The sequence below is a fragment of the Marinobacter sp. genome, assembly GCF_041690455.1.
Taxonomy (GTDB): Bacteria; Pseudomonadota; Gammaproteobacteria; order Pseudomonadales; family Oleiphilaceae; genus Marinobacter.
In genome coordinates this window covers 1-17,900 of record NZ_JAWLHI010000076.1, presented here as the reverse complement: position 1 = coordinate 17,900, position 17,900 = coordinate 1, and the positions used below count along the sequence as shown (strand labels likewise).

Here is a 17,900-nt window from a genome sequence, read left to right as displayed (position 1 = left end):
AACCATTTTCTTCAAAGCTTTCAAGCAGTTACTCCTTCGGGCCGCCGCTGCGTCAGTGGCTTGTCCCTCAGAAGTGGTGCGCATTCTACAGCCCTCAGGAAAACTGTCAACGACCAATTTCGGTTTATTTTCCCGGGCTTCGGTTTCCACCTATTCGGCTGTTCAAATACCGCCCAATCCGGTCAACTTATAACCTGGTTCAGCCCCTTTTGGCCGCTCTCAGCGGAACCAGGGAATACCAGCCGAACCAATACCCTCTTATGGCAAGCAAAAAGACCACCACCAATCCATAGATCACCATCTCGGTAATATCGCTCCTGGCCTGGAAGATAAAATGCAACCACACCAGAGCAACCGCCGGATAGATCAGACGATGCAGCGGTTTCCACCGTCGCCCCAATCGGCGCATCATCGCCTTGGTGGACGTTACCGCCAGCGGGATCAGCAGCAGGAAAGCCAGGCTTCCGAAGATAATGTAGGGGCGCTTGGTGAACGTTGCCCACAGATCGGTCCACCCCAGGATGAACTGCAGAAACGCCATCAGGTGGAGCGTTGCATAAAAGAACGCAAACAGACCGACCATCCTGCGTACCTTTATCCAGCCGGACCAATGGGTCCAGCGTGCCAGGGGCGTCATTAACAGAGTAACGATCAGCAACTGGAGTGCCGACAGGCCGAGCGTCTCGGTTACCCTCTGCCCGGGGTCGGGCCCGAGGGAACCGGTGGCGATATCGAAGACCAGCAACGCAAATGGCACACAGGACAGCAGAAAAACCAGTATTCTGAACGGCAACATCGGGATGGTCATGGTTGGTCCTGATTTCCGCTCAGTAGTATTTGGTCAGGTCCATGCCCTTATACAGGTGGGCAACCTGCTCGCCATAGCCATTGAACTTCCGGGTTTCCATCCAGTTCGGGCTTAACAGACCTGACGGTAGCCGGCGCTCTCGCTTCTGACTCCAGCGCGGGTGGTCCACCTCGGGGTTCACGTTTGCGTAGAAGCCATATTCCTGCGGAGCAATCATTTCCCATGTGGTTTTGGGCCGCTTCTCCTGGAAACGGATCTTCACGATGGACTTGATACTCTTGAAGCCGTATTTCCAGGGCACAACCAGCCGCATGGGTGCACCATTCTGTTTCGGCAGAGTTTTGCCATAGAGTCCGACCGCCATGAAGCTGAGCTCGTTCATGGCTTCATCCATCCTCAGACCTTCCTGGTAGGGCCAGTCGATGGTGCTGAACAGCGAGCGCTGTGCCCTCATCTGGTCGGGATCGTGGAGCGTCTCAAAATAGACGTACCTGGCCCGGGAGTTCGGCTCGAAACGCTTGAGCATGTCCGCCAGCGGAATCCCGATCCAGGGGATCACCATGGACCAGGCTTCAACACAGCGTAGCCGATAGATGCGTTCCTGGTAGTCATGGGGACGGACCAGATCTTCCAGGCCATAGGTTCCGGGCTTGTCGCACTCCCCCTCGACCACCACCGACCAGGGATCTAGGGACATCTCATCCGCATACTTGGCGGGATCACCCTTACCGGTTCCGAACTCGTAGAAGTTGTTGTAACGGGTTACATCTTCGTACGGGGTTTTCTCCTCATTGGTGGAGAAGCCCGGCATCGCTGAAAAACTCAGGGATTCGCCCTGCACCGGTAAGGCTGCGGCGTCCACAAGGCGAGGCACTCCGGCGCCAGCAAGAGCAGCTGCAAACATGCCACCCATGAAACGACGGCGGTCGAGGTAGACCGATTCGGGCGTGACGTCAGAATGGGAAAGGGCCCAAGACGGGCGTTTCTTGATAAGCATCGGGAATCTCCGTTAACCAGAAGCCTGATTGGTTGACCGGAGTATCCCTTGAGAATTCCCCGGGCACCTGGCCCGGGGCGGATTACTGCAGGGTTGCTACGCCTTACTGACGACGTGGTTTGCCGCGAAACAGGGCACGGGCAGGTCCGGACAACGCATAGAGCAGGAACACGGTAAACAATACGGTTGCCGGATCCAGGGCGATCACCACAAGGATCAGCACCACCAACAAAATGGCGGCAAACGGAACCCGGCCGCGCAGGTCAAGATCCTTGAAGCTGCGATAGAAAATATTGCTCACCATGAGCACGCCGGTACCGCCAACCACTACAACAGTCAGAATCGTCAGCCAGGTGGATGGCTCAAACTGGTGGAAACACCAGACCAGGCCGGCAACACAGGCGGCGGCGGACGGACTGGCCAGCCCGACAAAGAACTTCTTGTCCACCGAACCGATCTGGGTATTGAAGCGAGCCAGGCGCAAGGCCGCGCCGGCAACAAAGATGAACGTGATGGCCCAGCCGAACTTGCCAAGACCGTTCAGGGACCAGAAAAAGGCCACTAACCCCGGCGCCACACCGAAGGCCACCATGTCCGCGAGACTGTCGTACTCCTCGCCGAACTTGCTCTGGGTGTTGGTCATCCGGGCCACTCGGCCATCCAGTCCGTCGAGGATCATCGAGACAAAGATCGCAATCGCGGCATTGTCAAAGACACCGTTGGCGGCCGAGACGATGGCATAAAACCCCGAAAACAGGGAGGCGGTCGTCAGCGCGTTGGGAAGCAGGTAAATCCCTTTCCGCCGGACAGGCGCCCCTTCGACCAGCTCTTCTTCCACGACCTCACCGGAATCGATCTCCGGATCCGGGGTTTCCTGCTGTTCATTCTTGAAGGTGGCTTCTTCTGTGTCGACAGATTTTTTCTCGTCAGTCATTCCTGGAACTCCGGAAAGCATTTGGGCGGAGTATATACGAAAAACGCGGCCACCCGGGCCGCGTTTTCGAAAACTGTGCCGGGAATCCGGATCAGTTCTTGTCCTTGTCCACGATCTTGTTGGCCGTGATCCACGGCATCATGGAGCGCAGCTTCTCACCAACCACTTCGATCTGGTGGGCGGCGTTGTCACGACGGCGCGCGGTCATGGACGGGTAGTTCAGGCTGCCTTCGGAGATGAACATCTTGGCGTACTCACCGCTCTGGATGCGCTTGAGAGCATTGCGCATGGCTTCGCGGGACTGCTCGTTGATGATCTCCGGGCCAGTCACGTACTCACCATACTCCGCGTTGTTGGAGATGGAGTAGTTCATGTTGGCGATGCCGCCTTCGTACATCAGATCCACGATCAGCTTCAGCTCATGCAGACACTCGAAGTAGGCCATTTCCGGTGCGTAACCGGCTTCCACCAGGGTCTCGAAACCGGCCTTGACCAGCTCAACGGTACCGCCACACAGAACCGCCTGCTCGCCGAACAGGTCGGTTTCGGTCTCGTCCTTGAAGCTGGTTTCGATGATGCCGGTACGGCCGCCACCAATGCCGCTGGCATAGGACAGGGCCAGGTTCTTGGCGTTGCCGGAAGCGTCCTGGAAGATAGCGATCAGGTCAGGGATACCACCGCCGTTGGCAAATTCGGTGCGAACGGTGTGGCCCGGAGCCTTCGGAGCCACCATGATCACGTCCAGATCCTTGCGCGGAACGATCTGGTTGTAGTGGATGGCGAAACCGTGGGCGAAAGCCAGGGTTGCACCCTCTTTCAGGTTCGGCTCGATTTCGGCCTTGTACAGCTGGGACTGGTACTCGTCCGGAGTCAGGACCATGACCACGTCGGCGGCGGCAACGGCAGACGGCACGTCGCTGGTCTTCAGGCCATAGGCTTCCGCCTTGGCGATGGAAGAAGAGCCCGGACGCAGACCTACGGTCACGTCAACACCGGATTCTTTCAGGTTGCACGCATGGGCGTGACCCTGGGAACCGAAACCGATGATGGCAACTTTCTTGCCCTGGATGATGGAAAGATCGCAATCCTTATCGTAATAAACCTGCATGAGAAACCTCTGTTATTTGTGATGGCCCCGCAGGGCCATGATGTTCGAACTCGTCAATCCTGGCCGTTACAGGCTCAGTACCTTTTCGCCGCGGGCAATACCAGAAACCCCGGTACGGACCACTTCCAGTACCCCGGAAGTACCGACTGCCTGGATAAAACCGTCCAGCTTGTCACTGTCGCCCGCCAACTGAACCGTGTACACGGAGCTGGTGACGTCCACGATCTGGCCGCGGAAGATATCGACCGTGCGCTTGATCTCGGCGCGCTGGGAACCAGTGGCTTTCAGCTTCACCAGCATCAGCTCGCGCTCAATGTGGGCGCCTTCGGTCAGGTCTACCAGCTTCACCACTTCAATCAGCTTGTTCAGCTGTTTGGTGATCTGTTCAATAACCTTGTCAGAACCGGTGGTGGTGACAGTCAGACGGGACAGGGTCTCGTCCTCGGTCGGCGCCACGGTCAGTGTTTCAATGTTGTAGTTGCGCTGGGAGAACAGGCCAACAACCCGTGACAGCGCACCCGGCTCGTTTTCCAGCAAAACAGAAATGATTCGACGCATGATCACACCCTCTCCGTCTTGCTGAGCCACATGTCTTTCATGGAACCGCGGGCCACCTGCATCGGGTAGACATGCTCGAAGCGGTCTACATAGATGTCGACAAAGACCAGCTTGTCTTTCATCGCCAGGACTTCCTTGAGCTTGGACTCAAGGTCTTCCTTCTTCTCGATGCGCACACCCACGTGGCCGTATGCTTCCGCCAGTTTGATGAAGTCCGGCAGGGACTCCATGTAGGACTGGGAGTGACGGGACTCGTAGTTCATGTCCTGCCACTGTTTCACCATCCCCAGGGCCTGGTTGTTCAGGTTGATGATCTTCACCGGCAGGTTGTACTGCTTGCAGGTGGACAGCTCCTGGATGTTCATCTGGATACTGCCCTCACCGGTAATGCACAGCACCTCGTCGTCCGGATGGGTAAGCTTGACACCCATCGCCGCCGGCAGGCCGAAGCCCATGGTGCCCAGGCCACCGGAGTTGATCCAGCGATTGGGTTTGTCGAACTTGTAGTACTGGGCGGCGAACATCTGGTGCTGACCCACGTCGGAGGTGACGAAGGCTTCACCGTTGGTCAGCTTGCACAGCAGCTCGATGACTTCCTGCGGCTTGATGACATCCGGGCTGTTTTCGTATCGCATGCCGTGGAACGCCCGCCACTCGTCGATCTGCTTCCACCAGGAAGCCAGGGCGTCGGCATCCGGCTTGTCCTTGCTTTCTTTCACCAGGGCAAGCATCTCCTTGAGCACCGCATCCACCGGGCCGACGATGGGCACATCCGCTTCCACGGTCTTGGAGATGGAGGCCGGATCGATGTCGATGTGGATAATGCGCGCACCCGGACAGAACTTCTCGGTGGCGTTGGTTACCCGGTCGTCAAAACGGGCGCCCACACAGAGAATCAGATCCGAATGGTGCATGGCCATGTTGGCTTCGTAGGTGCCATGCATGCCCAGCCAGCCCAGGTGCTGCTTGTCGGATGCCGGGTAACAGCCGATCCCCATCAGGGTATTGGTGAGCGGATAACCCAGCATGCGGGTCAGCTCGGTCAGCTGGTTCGAGGCCTTGCCCAGGATCACACCGCCGCCGGCATAGATAACCGGGCGCTTGGCCGCCAGCAGCATGTCGACCGCTTTCTTGATCTGGCCGGCGTGGCCACGAATGGCCGGGTTGTAGGAGCGCAGTTTGACCTTCTTCGGATAGGAATACTCATAGCGCTCGTTCGGCGTGGTCATATCCTTGGGGATATCCACCACCACCGGGCCGGGACGGCCGGTCGCGGCAATGTAGTAGGCCTTGCGAATGATTTCGGGGATTTCCTCGGGGTGCCGCACGCTCAGGTTGTGCTTCACCACGGGACGGGACACACCGATCATGTCGGTTTCCTGGAAGGCATCCTCACCGATGAGGTGGGAGGCAACCTGACCGCACAGAACCACCATGGGGATGGAATCCATGAAAGCGGTGGCAATGCCGGTGATGGTATTGGTGGCTCCAGGACCCGAGGTCACCAGTACGGTACCTGGTTTTCCGGTCGCGCGGGCGTAGCCGTCGGCCATGTGGACCGCCGCCTGCTCGTGCCGCACCAGAATGTGCTTGACTTTGTCCTGCCTGAACAGCGCATCATAAATATGAAGGGCTGCACCACCCGGATAGCCGTATATGTACTCGATACCTTCATCCTGAAGGGACCGGATCAGCATATCGGCGCCAGACAATAACTCCACGATTTTCTACCCTCTTCTACGAGTGAATGAGCCGGGTTTCGCCCCGGTTGCCTGGATTCACGGTCTCCCTGCTTCTTGTGAAAGCGGAACCGGCTTGCTCCTCCACACCTGCAAAATAAGAGGTTGTCTCCTGGCCAGCCGCCCTCCTGAGGGTTGCGGAGAACGACCAATCAACGGGTTGCACGTAAGCAACAACCAGCGCACATCGGGACCCGATGTGTTCAGTGTGGTGATTAACGGGGGATACTCGCTCGGGATTGCCTGCCGAATTAACCCCAGTTTCAGGCAATCGCCAATTCTGACAGGGCGAAACTCCCTGTCAATAGCCGCCGGCCGTTAATCCGCCCAATATGAACGAACGTCTGCCATACTTGGAGAATCCAGGCCCCGAGATTTGAACCAGACGAAAGAAAATCGGCGTTCCGGATGGCATGATAGACTTCACCAATAATTCCAACCGGCAGCGGAATCTGACCGGTAGCAAACCACGGCGAGTAGATCCATGAACAGAAAAATTCTGATGTTGACCCTGTTAATGGCTTTGGTACCGGGCGTCGCCCACAGCGGTTCCGTCTATAAATGGACGGACGAAAACGGCGTTACCCATTTTGGCGATCGCCAACCCACGGGCAGCAAGGCCGAACAGGTCAGCGTCCGTTCCGGCAAGGGCTCGACCAACGCATCCAACCGCACCAGCCCCCAGGAGCAGGTGCAGGCCATGGAGCAGGAAGCGGAAAAGCGCGAACTGACCGAGCGTGAACGGGCCGAGATGGAAGCCATTCGCAAGCAGCGCGAAGCCAACTGTGCCACTGCCCAGTCGAATCTGCGGGTTATTGATAGCAATGCTCGGATCCAGGTGGAGGAAGACGGCGAGCGGCGGTATCTGTCACCGGAGGAGATTGCCGATCAGCGGATGAAGTTCGAGAAGATTGCCGAAGAGAATTGTGGGCCGATGGAAGAGTGAGAGGTGAAGGTGGGGTCAGATGAAAGCGTTCATCTGACCCCGGGTTAGTGGCTCGGGCTGGGCTTGAAAGTGGGGTCAGATGAAGGCTTTCATCTGACCCCGTCTTAGACGCAACCTCGAGTCGGGCGCGAAAATGGGGTCAGAAGAAAGCGTTCTTCTGACCCCGACTTCATCGATCAGGCCTTCTCGAACACCAACTGGTGATCCTTCACCGTGCCGCGAATGGTGTCTCCCGACACGAACTCTCCCTGCAGCAGCTTCTGCGCCAGCGGATTCTCGATGTTGCGCTGGATTGCCCGCTTCAGCGGCCGGGCGCCATAGACCGGGTCGTAGCCCACTTCCGCCAGCAGGTCCATGGCGGCGTCGTCCAGTTCCAGCTTCATGTCCTGTTCCTTCAGGCGCTTGCTAAGGCCGGCGATCTGGATCTTGGCGATGCCGCGAATCTGGTCTTCCGCCAGCGGATGGAATACCACCACTTCGTCCACGCGGTTGATGAATTCCGGACGGAAGTGGGTACCTACCTCTTCCATCACCGCGCTCTTCATGGCCTCATAGTTCTCCTCACCCGCTTTCTGCTGGATGATGTCGGAGCCCAGGTTCGAGGTCATCACGATGACGGTGTTGCGGAAGTCCACCGTGCGACCCTGGCCATCGGTCAGGCGGCCATCCTCGAGCACCTGCAGGAGAATGTTGAACACATCCGGGTGCGCCTTCTCCACCTCGTCCAGCAACAATACTGAATACGGGCGGCGACGCACCGCTTCGGTCAGGTAACCACCCTCTTCATAGCCGACATAGCCGGGAGGTGCACCGATCAGGCGAGCCACGGAATGTTTCTCCATGAACTCGGACATATCGATGCGAACCATGGCTTCCTCGGTATCAAACAGGAAGGACGCCAAAGCCTTACACAGCTCGGTCTTGCCCACACCGGTCGGGCCGAGAAACAGGAACGAGCCGTTGGGCCGGTTCGGATCGGAGAGGCCGGCGCGGGAGCGACGAACGGCGTTGGCGACGGCTTCCACCGCCTCGTCCTGACCGATCACCCGGTCATGCAGGGCCTCTTCCATACGCATGAGCTTGTCACGCTCGCCTTCCAGCATCTTGGATACCGGGATGCCGGTCCACTTGGAGACCACCTCGGCAATCTCCTCGTCCGTGACGCGGTTACGCAGCAGCTCCATCTTCTTCATCTCGGCCTGGCCGGCCATTTCCAGCTGTCGCTCCAGCTCCGGAATCTTGCCATACTGCAGCTCGGACATGCGGCCAAGATCGCCGGCGCGGCGGGCGTTTTCCAGATCAATCCGCGCCTGCTCAAGATCGCTCTTGATCTTCTGGGAGCCGTGCAGCGCCGCCTTCTCGGAGTTCCAGACTTCTTCCAGATCGGCGTATTCGCGCTCGACACCGGAAATCACCTCGGAGAGTTCTGAAAGCCGCTTCTTGGACGCCTCGTCCTTCTCTTTCTTCAGCGCTTCCCGCTCGATCTTCAGCTGGATCAGCCGGCGCTCGAGACGGTCCAGCGGCTCGGGCTTGGAATCCATCTCCATCCGGATCTGACTGGCGGCTTCGTCCACCAGGTCGATCGCCTTGTCCGGCAACTGCCGGTCGGTGATGTACCGGTGGGAAAGCTTGGCCGCCGCGATGATGGCACCGTCGGTGACTTCAACACCGTGATGCACCTCGTAGCGCTCTTTCAGGCCACGCAGGATAGCGATGGTGTCTTCCTCACTCGGCTCGCTGACCAACACCTTCTGGAACCGGCGCTCGAGGGCCGCATCCTTCTCGATGTTCTCGCGGTACTCATCCAGGGTGGTCGCGCCCACGCAGTGCAACTCACCCCGGGCCAGAGCCGGCTTCAGCATGTTGCCAGCATCCATGGAGCCTTCGGCCTTGCCGGCGCCGACCATGGTGTGGATTTCGTCGATAAACAGGATGATCTGCCCTTCCTGCTTGGACAGTTCGTTCAGCAGGGCCTTCAGGCGCTCCTCGAACTCGCCACGGAACTTGGCACCGGCAATCAGTGAGCCCATATCCAGGGACAATACCTTCTTGTCCTTCAGGCCATCGGGCACTTCACCGTTGACGATACGCTGGGCCAGGCCTTCGACAATGGCGGTCTTGCCCACGCCGGGTTCGCCGATCAGCACCGGGTTGTTCTTGCGGCGGCGTTGCAGCACCTGGATTGTACGGCGAATCTCGTCGTCACGACCGATGACCGGGTCAAGCTTGCCTTCGGCAGCGCGCTCGGTCAGGTCGATGGTGTACTTGGACAGGGCCTGGCGGTTTTCCTCGGCACCGGGATCGGTGACGGCCTCACCACCACGAACCTCGTCGATGGCCTTTTCCAGGGCGGCCTTGTCGACGCCCTGCTCGCGCAACACCCGTCCCAGGGCTCCCCGGTCTGCCAAAGCGGCCAGCAGCATCAGCTCACTGGAAATGAACTGGTCCTTGCGCTTCTGAGACAGTTTGTCGGCCATGTTGAGCAGGCGACCCATGTCGTTGGACATGGAGACATCGCCGGCGGAGCCTTTCACTTCCGGGAGGTTCTCGATTTCCTGGGCGATGGCCTGACGAATGCGCGCCGGGTCCGCGCCGGCCTGTTTCAGCAGCGGTTTAATGGAGCTGCCTTCCTGGTCGAGCAGTGCCTGCATCAGGTGCAGCGGCTCAATGAAGTTGTGGTCCTTGCCAACCGCGAGCGACTGCGCGTCCGCAAGTGCGGTCTGCAGTTTGCTGGTGAGCTTGTCGATTCTCATGTTTCCGTTTCCCCAATTCAGTTAGCGGATATCTGGCGAACCCTTTGGCGGTTCGGTTATATCCAAATTGCTTTGCATTTAAATGTAGGGGCGGGTGGTGGGACTTCAAGCTGGGGTGGTTTTATTTTGGCGCTAAATTGACCACCGTCATGTGTGTTCGGAGCAAGCGATGGGCTGGTGGAGCTTCCCGGAACACGCCGTGAATACATCCATGTAGGCTTGACTGCAGCATCCATGCTGCAGACAGTTCCGGGAAGCTCCACCAGCCCATCGCCCGAACATTCGCGGGTAGACTCGCTGGCGCTAATTCATCCAGATCAGCGTCGCCATCCGTCCGGTCTGACCATCGCGCCGGTAGGAGAAAAACCAATCTCGATCGCGAACGGTGCAGAGGCTGCCGCCGGAAACGGAGCGAACGCCGGCACTGGCCAGGCGTTGTCGGGCCAATTGGTAGATGTCGGCAAGGTAGTGACCAGGGCGAGCGCCCTCTTCTTTGAATGCTCTGGCGGCGCCCGGATCGGGTGACAGGAACGCCTCGCGAACTTCCGGGCCGATTTCGAATTGTTTCGGGCCGATGGCCGGGCCGAGCCAGGCGATCAGTTCATCGCCGGGCACCGCCATGGCGCGGACCAGGTTTTCCAGTACGCCGCCGCACAGGCTTCGCCAGCCGGCATGGGCGGCCCCGACCACGCTGCCCAGTCGGTCGGATAACACCACCGGCAGGCAGTCGGCGGTGAGGATGGCACAGGCGATGCCCGGTTCCCGGGTGAAACTGGCATCGGCTTCCGGGACGGTGGCGACGTTGTCGGCGGTGATCTCCACCACGTTGGTGCCGTGGACCTGGTTCAGCCAGGCAATGCGGGAAGCGTCCAGACTGGTGAAGTCGGCGAGGCGCTGCCGATTTGTCTGGACATGGTCGGGGTTGTCACCGACATGACTACCCAGGTTAAGAGTGTTCCAGGGTGGCTGACTAACACCGCCATGGCGGGTGGTGCACATCGCCTGGACATTTCTGGGCGCGGACCAGTCCGGGCGGAGGACGACCTGTTCAGAAATCATGGCTTTCGAGTTCCCGGACGTGTTTGCGCAGGGCTTCGATCAGGTGAACCATATCTTCCGGAAGCGGCACTTCCCAGCTGAGGATTTCACCGGTTTCCGGGTGTTCCAGGGTCAGTTGTCGGGCGTGCAGCGCCTGGCGGTTGAAGCCGGACAGCACTTCCCGCAGCTCCTCGGTGGAGCCCTTGGGCAGGCGCATGCGGCCGCCATACAGCTGATCGCCCACCAGCGGGTGCTTCACATGGGCCATGTGCACCCGGATCTGGTGGGTCCGGCCGCTTTCCAGTTTGCAGCGGATGTGGGTGTGAGCGGCGAAGCGTTCCACTAACCGGTAGTGGGTGACGGCCGGTTTGCCGCTGGAGACCACGGCCATTTTCTTGCGCTCGCGGGGGTGTCGGCCAATGGGGGCGTCAACTGTGGCGCCGCCGGTGAGTGTGCCCACCACGACGGCGTCGTACTCGCGCCCCATGGTGCGGGTCTGGAGCTGGTCGACCAGCGAGGTGTGAGCGATCAGGCTGCGGGCCACCACCATGATGCCAGAGGTGTCCTTGTCGAGCCGGTGGACGATGCCCGCTCGGGGCAGGTTTTCCACTTCCGGGGCGTAACTCAGGACGGCATTGACCAGGGTGCCTGCCGCGTGACCTGCCGCCGGATGCACCACCAGGCCCGCCGGTTTGTTGATCACCAGCAGGTGCTCGTCCTCATAGACGATGTCCAGCTGGATATCTTCCGCTTCCCAGCTGACCTGCACTTCGGGCTCGGCATCCAGTTCGATGACGTCATCGAGCATGACCTTGTCCCGGGGCTTTCGGGCCTCGCCGTTGACTGTCAGGGTACCGTCCTTGATCCAGCCTTGCAGGCGGGAACGGGAATGCTCGGGCATCAGAGCGGCAGCAGCCTGGTCGAGCCTGCGGTCGCTCAGATCGGGCGGAACGACAAATCGTGCGGTAATTCGGTTTTCAGATGACATCAAGCCCCCGGGGCCGGTGTGTTACGTTTTGATCAGATTCTGGCAATCGGGCGAGGGAACCTCTGCACATGGGCCGTCTTCCCCGCTACAATGGCCGCTGCTCAAAAACTTTTCGACATTATACGGGATTCCGGCATGAGATCAGTTGTTCGTTTACTGTTGCTGTCCACCCTGGCGGTGATGATCAGCGCCTGCGCCAGTAACAAACAGGAGGAAGTCCTGCCGGAACAGACCTATTACGAGAATGCCCGCCAGGCGATGGACTCCGGTAACTTCAATGAAGCCGAGGAGAACCTCGATGCCCTGGAGACCTACTATCCGTTCGGCCGCTATGCCGAACAGGCCCAGCTGGACCTGATCTACGCCCGCTACCAGAACATGGATCTGGAAGGCGCCCGGGCCGCGGCGGACCGTTTCCTGCGGCTGAACCCGCAGAGCGAGCATGCCGACTATGCCCTGTATATGCGCGGACTGGCTTCCTACAACCTGGATCTCGGCCTGGCAGCCCGCTACTTCCCCATTGATGTCGCCGCCCGCAACCCCGGTGAACAGACCCAGGCGTTCCGGGATTTCTCGCAGTTGCTGAACCGTTACCCGGATAGCCCTTACGCCAGCGACGCCCGCCAGCGGATGATCGCCATTCGCAACCGTATGGCCGAACTGGAGCTACACGCCGCCCGTTATTACATTAAACGCGAGGCCTATCTGGCCGCCAATAACCGGGCGCGCTATGTGGTCGAGAACTATCCCTCCGCCCCGGCCGTGGAAGAAGCCCTGATCATCATGACCGAGACTTATCAGTTCCTCGACCTGAAGAAAGGTGCCCGGGACAGCATTGCCCTGCTGCGGGAGAATTTCCCGGACAGTGAGGCGTTCAACGAGGACGGGGAGTTTGTGGCAGACCGGTTGAAGGGAGAGAACCGGTCTTTGATGAATGTGGTGACGTTTGGGTTGATGGGGGACGAGTGAGATTGAACATGGGGTCAGATGAAGGTTTTAATCAGCCCCCTGAGTTGACGCTCGACTCAGAAGGTTGACCTGAACATGGGGTCAGATGAAAGCCTTCATCTGACCCCTGCTTGGCGGCCGGACTCCCGAGCTTGACCTGAGCCCGGGGTCTGATGAACGCTTTCTTCTGACCCCATTTTCAACCAAACCCGCTACTTGCCACTCTTCCAGCCATTGGTAATCGGGTACCGCCGGTCCTTACCAAACCCCCGCTCGGTAATCCGCACGCCAATCGGCGCCTGCCGGCGCTTGTACTCGTTGATATCCACCAGTCGAATCACCCGCGCCACGTCGGTGGCATCGAAGCCCTCCGCCACAATCGCCTCGGCACTGAAATCCCGCTCCACATACAGATTGAGAATCTGGTCCAGCACATCGTATCCCGGCAGGCTGTCCTCATCCTTCTGGTCCGGCGCCAGCTCAGCTGAGGGCGGGCGAGTGATAACCCGCTCCGGGATCACCGGGGACACGGTGTTGCGGTAGCGGGCCAGACGGAACACCAGGGTCTTGGGCACATCCTTCAGCACATCAAAGCCGCCAGCCATATCGCCATAGAGCGTGGAATAGCCCACCGCCATTTCGCTCTTGTTGCCGGTGGTCAGCACCAGAGAGCCGAACTTGTTGGACAGGGACATCAGCAGCACACCTCGCAGACGGGCCTGCAGGTTTTCCTCGGTGGTGTCTGGCTTTGTGCCTTCAAACGGCTTCGCCAGGGTGGCCATGAAGGCGTCGTACATGGGCTCGATGGAGAACACGTCATACTGCACGCCGAGGGCGTTGGCCTCGGCTTCGGCATCCTCCAGGCTCATGCTGGAGGTGTAACGGAACGGCATCATCACAGCGCGCACCCGATCCTTGCCCAAGGCATCCACCGCGACTGCCAGGGTGACGGCGGAATCGATACCACCTGACAGGCCCAGCACCACGGATTTGAAGCCGTTCTTGTTGACGTAGTCCCGAACCCCGGTGACCAGCGCGCTGTAGACGTTGGCTTCCAGGGAAGGCTCCTCGGGCAACGGCTGGGACACCGGCTGGCAATGGTGATCGCAGATAAAGTCGACCGGGTACAGGCCTTCACTGAACTGGGACGCTTCCGCCATGAGCCCACCAGAGTGATCGTAGACCATGGAGCCGCCGTCGAACACCAGTTCATCCTGTCCGCCGATCAGGTTCACGTAAACAATGCTGACTGCGTTCTCCTGCGCCTTGCGTTCCAGAAGAGCCTTGCGACGCGCCTGCTTGTCGATGTCATAAGGTGACGCATTCAGATTCAGGATCAGCCGGGCTCCGGATGCGGCGCAATCCTCCACCGGCCCGTCCTTCCAGATGTCTTCGCAGACGGTGATACCTACCGGAACGCCCCGGATATCCAGAGTGAGCACATCTCTGCCCTCGGCAAAGTAGCGCTTTTCATCAAACACCTGGTAGTTGGGCGGAAAGCGCTTGAAATAGCGGCCGGTGATCTCCCCATTCTCGATCACCACGGCACCGTTGTAGAGCAGACCGTGTTGGCGCAGGGGCGCACCGATGACAATCGCTGGCTCAAGTTCTGCGGCCTTGATTTCCTCCAGCGCCTCATCCACGCGCAGCTCCAGGCTCGGGCGCAGCAGCAAATCCTCGGGCGGATACCCGGTCAGACAGAGTTCCGGAAACACCACGATGTCCGCCTGATGCTCGCTGGCCGCCTTGCGGGTAGCGTCAATCACCAGACGGGCATTGCCGGGAATATCCCCGACCAGAAAATCCAGCTGGGCCATGACCACCCGCAACTTTCGAGCAGGCGATTGGGAGGACGGGGCGTTCCCGGACACGGACATAAATCGGCTCCTGTAACTCATTGCCATGAAAAGGCTATTATAACCCCGCGAGGGCGAGAATTTCTTCCGACCAACAAAGACAAAAGGCAACCATGGCAGGTAGTACGTCACCGACCGGCAGCGCACAGCCACTGAACTCGCCGGGCAACTGGCAGCAAGTGAAGCTGTTCCGGATCTACAACCATTACCGGCTGGTGGTCAGCCTGATGCTGGTGGGGTTGCTGTTTATTGACCCGGTCGCCATGGAGCCCCGTTTCCGCTGGCAGGATTACTACCAGGCCGGCGTGGTGTCCTACCTGGCCCTGAACGCCTTCATCGGCATGACATTGTTCGCAGGCTTCCAGCCCAGCCAGCGGCACATCACCTTGTCCATCCTGCTGGACATCCTGATTATGCACGGCCTGCTGATCAGCAGTACCGGCATTACCAACGGCCTGGCCAATCTGGTCATCATATCCGTCGCCGCGGGCAACATCCTGACCCCCAGCCGCATGGGTACCTTCTATGCCGCCCTCGCCGCTCTTTGCTCCCTCGGCATTTCCAGCTGGGCCGTCCTGGTACTGGATGAAAGCGGCGATGACATCGTACGGGCCGGCTCCCTCGGCATTCTCTATTTTGCCGCGGCATTTATCCTGCAGAACATTTCAAGGCGAATGATGCGCAGCGAAGCCCTGGCCTCGAGCCGCGCCCGTAGCATCGCGGAACTCGAGCAGATCAACCAGCAAATCATCCAGCGCATGCGCACCGGCATCCTGGTGCTGGATCGCTCCGGCCAGATCCGCCTGGCGAACGCCGCTGCCGAGGAGCTGCTGTTTGGCACGCCAGGCACCGAGGATTCAGCGCAAGTGCAAAACAGGGTACTGCCCCAGCCCCTGAAGCTGGGCCTGGAAGACTGGCTCCGGGATCCCCGCAAACGCGTCGCTCCGTTCCAGTCCGCACCCACCTCCCCCCTGTTACAGGCCAATTTCACGCAGCTGGACCAGCAACAGGGCGACCAGATCCTGGTGTTCATTGACGATATGAGCAAGGTGACCCAGCAGGCCCAGCAGATGAAACTGGCCTCGCTCGGGCGGCTGACTGCCGGCATCGCCCATGAGATCCGTAATCCCCTGGGCGCTATCAGCCATGCGGCACAACTGATGGAAGAATCCCCGTCACTCGACGAGGGGGACAAGCGCATGCTGGACATCATTCGCCGCCATTCCCGGCGGGTTAATGGCATTATCGAAAATGTCCTGGAATTGTCCCGACGCAAGGCAGCGAATGCCGAATTGGTGGATATTCCCGTGTGGCTCCAGGAGTTCCGGCGAGACTTCCTGCAAACCCAGGATGACCAGTGCAGCCCGTCCCGGATCGATCTCGTTATTGACCCGGACGTACCGGCGGCGCGGTTCGACAATAGCCAGATCGAGCAGGTTCTGGTCAACCTGTGTGACAACGGGCTTCGCTACAGCCAGCAGCAATGTGGCGAGAAGCATATAAAGCTGAGCGCGGGCACAACGGAAGATGGGGAGCGGGCCTATCTGGATGTTCGGGACTATGGCCCCGGCATCTCGAAAGAGCACCGGAGTTCGGTGTTTGAGCCGTTCTTCACAACCGACAAAAGTGGCACCGGCCTGGGCCTTTATCTGGCCCGGGAACTGTGCGAGTCTAACCAGGCGCACCTGTCCCTGGTGGAGGACGACCAGCCAGGGTGCTGTTTCCGCATTACCTTTGCCCCACCCGGGCGCATGATCTGACCAAGACCGTTTCTGACCCCGGGGCCCGCACAACGAGATGGAACCAACACGAGACAATGACCACGCATACCGCACTGATCGTTGATGACGAGCCGGATATCCGGGACTTGCTGGAAATCACCCTCACCCGGATGGGCATTGAAACCCTGACCGCTCCGGACCTGACCACCGCCAGGCAACTGTTGGACAAACACCACCCCCAGCTGTGCCTGACCGACATGAACCTGCCGGACGGCAACGGCATAGACCTGGTGCACTGGATCCAGCAGCATGCCCCGGCCACGCCAGTGGCGGTGATCACCGCCTACGGCAACATGGATACCGCCATCGAATCCCTGAAAGCTGGCGCCTTCGATTTTGTCTCCAAGCCGGTGGAACTGCCCAGGTTGCGGGAACTGGTCAGCAGCGCCCTGAGACTTTCCGAGGCAGAACCGGACGCCGACCCGGAAACCGACGAACCGGGCCTTCTGCTGGGCAACTCGTCCCAGATCCGCAAGTTGCGCAACCAGACCCGCAAGCTCGCCCGCAGCCAGGCGCCGGTGTTCATCAGCGGCGAATCCGGCAGCGGCAAGGAACTGGTGGCCCGGATGATCCATCTGCAGGGGCCTCGACGGGAAGGCCCCTTCGTGGCCGTCAACTGCGGCGCCATTCCCTCCGAGCTGATGGAAAGCGAATTCTTCGGCCACAAGAAAGGCAGCTTCACCGGCGCGGTGGAGAACAAGGAAGGCCTGTTCCGCTCCGCCAACGGCGGCACCCTGTTCCTGGACGAAGTGGCCGACCTGCCCCTGGCCATGCAGGTGAAGCTGCTGCGGGCCATCCAGGAAAAAGCCGTACGCCCGGTGGGCGATACCAAGGAAGTGCCAGTCGACATCCGGGTACTGAGCGCTACCCACAAGAACCTGCCGGAGCTGGTACAGGAAGGCAACTTCCGTCAGGACCTGTTCTATCGGATCAACGTGATCGAACTGGCGGTACCGCCACTGCGGGAGCGATCCGATGACATTCCCCTGCTCGCCAGTCATATCCTCGGGCGCATTGCCCGGGAATACGAATGCGACCCGGCCACCCTTACCCCGGATGCGATCGAACGGCTAAAGGCCTACGACTTCCCCGGCAACGTGCGGGAGCTGGAGAATATTCTGGAGCGGGCCTTTACCCTGTGTGATGAGGACCGCATCAGTGCCGACGATTTGCACCTGGGCAACGGGGTGCAGCCCGCAGGGTCAGCTTCCGGTTCGGCCAATCCCGGCACCGATGCCCCAAGCGTGCCGGAGGGGGAGATTGATCTTGAAGGGTTCCTGGAAACCATTGAGCGCCAGGCGATTGAGAAGGCGTTGGAGGCTACTCGCTGGAACAAAACGGCGGCGGCCAAAAGGCTGGGGATCAGTTTCCGGGCTTTGCGGTATCGGTTGAAGAAGTTGGGGATGGAGTGATCAGTCGATAAGGGGCGCCCCTTATCGACTGATC

The 17,900-nt window shown here is 59.7% G+C and carries 15 protein-coding genes; 5 read left to right on the top strand and 10 right to left on the bottom strand.

All coding sequences use genetic code 11. The features are described 5' to 3' along the window. Positions 1–193, top strand: a 193-nt coding sequence (locus ACESMW_RS15950; RefSeq protein ID WP_372987998.1) for a hypothetical protein, incomplete at its 5' end; no start/stop codon positions are given. Between the two features lie 6 nt (positions 194–199). Here ACESMW_RS15950 and ACESMW_RS15945 read toward each other — a convergent pair. The 6 genes from ACESMW_RS15945 to ACESMW_RS15920 all read right to left on the bottom strand — a co-directional run bounded on the left by ACESMW_RS15945 (position 200) and on the right by ACESMW_RS15920 (position 6,126). Then, a complete protein-coding gene (locus ACESMW_RS15945) occupies positions 200–808 on the bottom strand; it encodes a sulfite oxidase heme-binding subunit YedZ (protein ID WP_372987997.1) in 609 nt (202 codons plus the stop codon). A gap of 19 nt (positions 809–827) precedes the next feature. Continuing rightward, positions 828–1,805 (bottom strand): protein-methionine-sulfoxide reductase catalytic subunit MsrP, encoded by a 978-nt coding sequence (msrP, locus tag ACESMW_RS15940; protein WP_372987996.1) that lies wholly within the window; start codon positions 1,803–1,805, stop codon positions 828–830. 103 nt (positions 1,806–1,908) lie between these two features. After that, entirely contained in the window at positions 1,909–2,739 is an 831-nt protein-coding gene (gene pssA / locus ACESMW_RS15935) for a CDP-diacylglycerol--serine O-phosphatidyltransferase (RefSeq protein WP_372987995.1), read from the bottom strand. 91 nt (positions 2,740–2,830) lie between these two features. Beyond that, entirely contained in the window at positions 2,831–3,847 is a 1,017-nt protein-coding gene (ilvC, locus tag ACESMW_RS15930) for a ketol-acid reductoisomerase (protein WP_092005806.1), read from the bottom strand. A 66-nt stretch (positions 3,848–3,913) separates the two neighbouring features. Next, positions 3,914–4,405: an acetolactate synthase small subunit gene (gene ilvN, locus ACESMW_RS15925; protein WP_092005803.1), complete on the bottom strand. Its 492-nt coding sequence runs from the start codon at positions 4,403–4,405 to the stop codon at positions 3,914–3,916. A 2-nt stretch (positions 4,406–4,407) separates the two neighbouring features. Beyond that, a complete protein-coding gene (locus ACESMW_RS15920) occupies positions 4,408–6,126 on the bottom strand; it encodes an acetolactate synthase 3 large subunit (RefSeq protein ID WP_372987994.1) in 1,719 nt (572 codons plus the stop codon). Positions 6,127–6,628: 502 nt separating this feature from the next. Between ACESMW_RS15920 and ACESMW_RS15915 the strand changes: the two genes are divergently transcribed. Further along, positions 6,629–7,090: a DUF4124 domain-containing protein gene (locus ACESMW_RS15915; protein ID WP_372987993.1), complete on the top strand. Its 462-nt coding sequence runs from the start codon at positions 6,629–6,631 to the stop codon at positions 7,088–7,090. A gap of 176 nt (positions 7,091–7,266) precedes the next feature. Here ACESMW_RS15915 and clpB read toward each other — a convergent pair whose 3' ends face one another. The 3 genes from clpB to rluD all read right to left on the bottom strand — a co-directional run bounded on the left by clpB (position 7,267) and on the right by rluD (position 11,869). Continuing rightward, positions 7,267–9,843: an ATP-dependent chaperone ClpB gene (gene clpB / locus ACESMW_RS15910; RefSeq protein WP_372987992.1), complete on the bottom strand. Its 2,577-nt coding sequence runs from the start codon at positions 9,841–9,843 to the stop codon at positions 7,267–7,269. A gap of 303 nt (positions 9,844–10,146) precedes the next feature. After that, entirely contained in the window at positions 10,147–10,902 is a 756-nt protein-coding gene (gene pgeF / locus ACESMW_RS15905; RefSeq protein WP_372987991.1) for a peptidoglycan editing factor PgeF, read from the bottom strand. After that, a complete protein-coding gene (gene rluD, locus ACESMW_RS15900; RefSeq protein WP_092005789.1) occupies positions 10,892–11,869 on the bottom strand; it encodes a 23S rRNA pseudouridine(1911/1915/1917) synthase RluD in 978 nt (325 codons plus the stop codon). The genes pgeF and rluD overlap by 11 nt, the downstream gene beginning before the upstream one ends. A 135-nt stretch (positions 11,870–12,004) precedes the next feature. Here rluD and ACESMW_RS15895 point away from each other — a divergent pair, with 135 nt between their 5' ends. After that, complete coding sequence (locus ACESMW_RS15895) at positions 12,005–12,838, top strand: outer membrane protein assembly factor BamD (RefSeq protein ID WP_372987990.1); 834 nt, start codon at positions 12,005–12,007, stop codon at positions 12,836–12,838. 191 nt (positions 12,839–13,029) lie between these two features. On the opposite strand, the gene ACESMW_RS15890 is transcribed toward ACESMW_RS15895, so the two are convergent. Next, positions 13,030–14,694, bottom strand: coding sequence for an NAD+ synthase (locus ACESMW_RS15890; protein WP_372987989.1), 1,665 nt, complete (start codon positions 14,692–14,694; stop codon positions 13,030–13,032). 92 nt (positions 14,695–14,786) lie between these two features. On the opposite strand from ACESMW_RS15890, the gene ACESMW_RS15885 reads away from it, so the two are divergent. Next, a complete protein-coding gene (locus ACESMW_RS15885) occupies positions 14,787–16,433 on the top strand; it encodes a sensor histidine kinase (RefSeq protein WP_372987988.1) in 1,647 nt (548 codons plus the stop codon). A gap of 56 nt (positions 16,434–16,489) precedes the next feature. Beyond that, the gene (locus ACESMW_RS15880; RefSeq protein ID WP_372987987.1) at positions 16,490–17,866 is read left to right on the top strand and encodes a sigma-54-dependent transcriptional regulator; all 1,377 of its coding nucleotides are present in this window, start codon (positions 16,490–16,492) and stop codon (positions 17,864–17,866) included. The last annotated feature ends 34 nt before the right edge of the window (positions 17,867–17,900 follow it).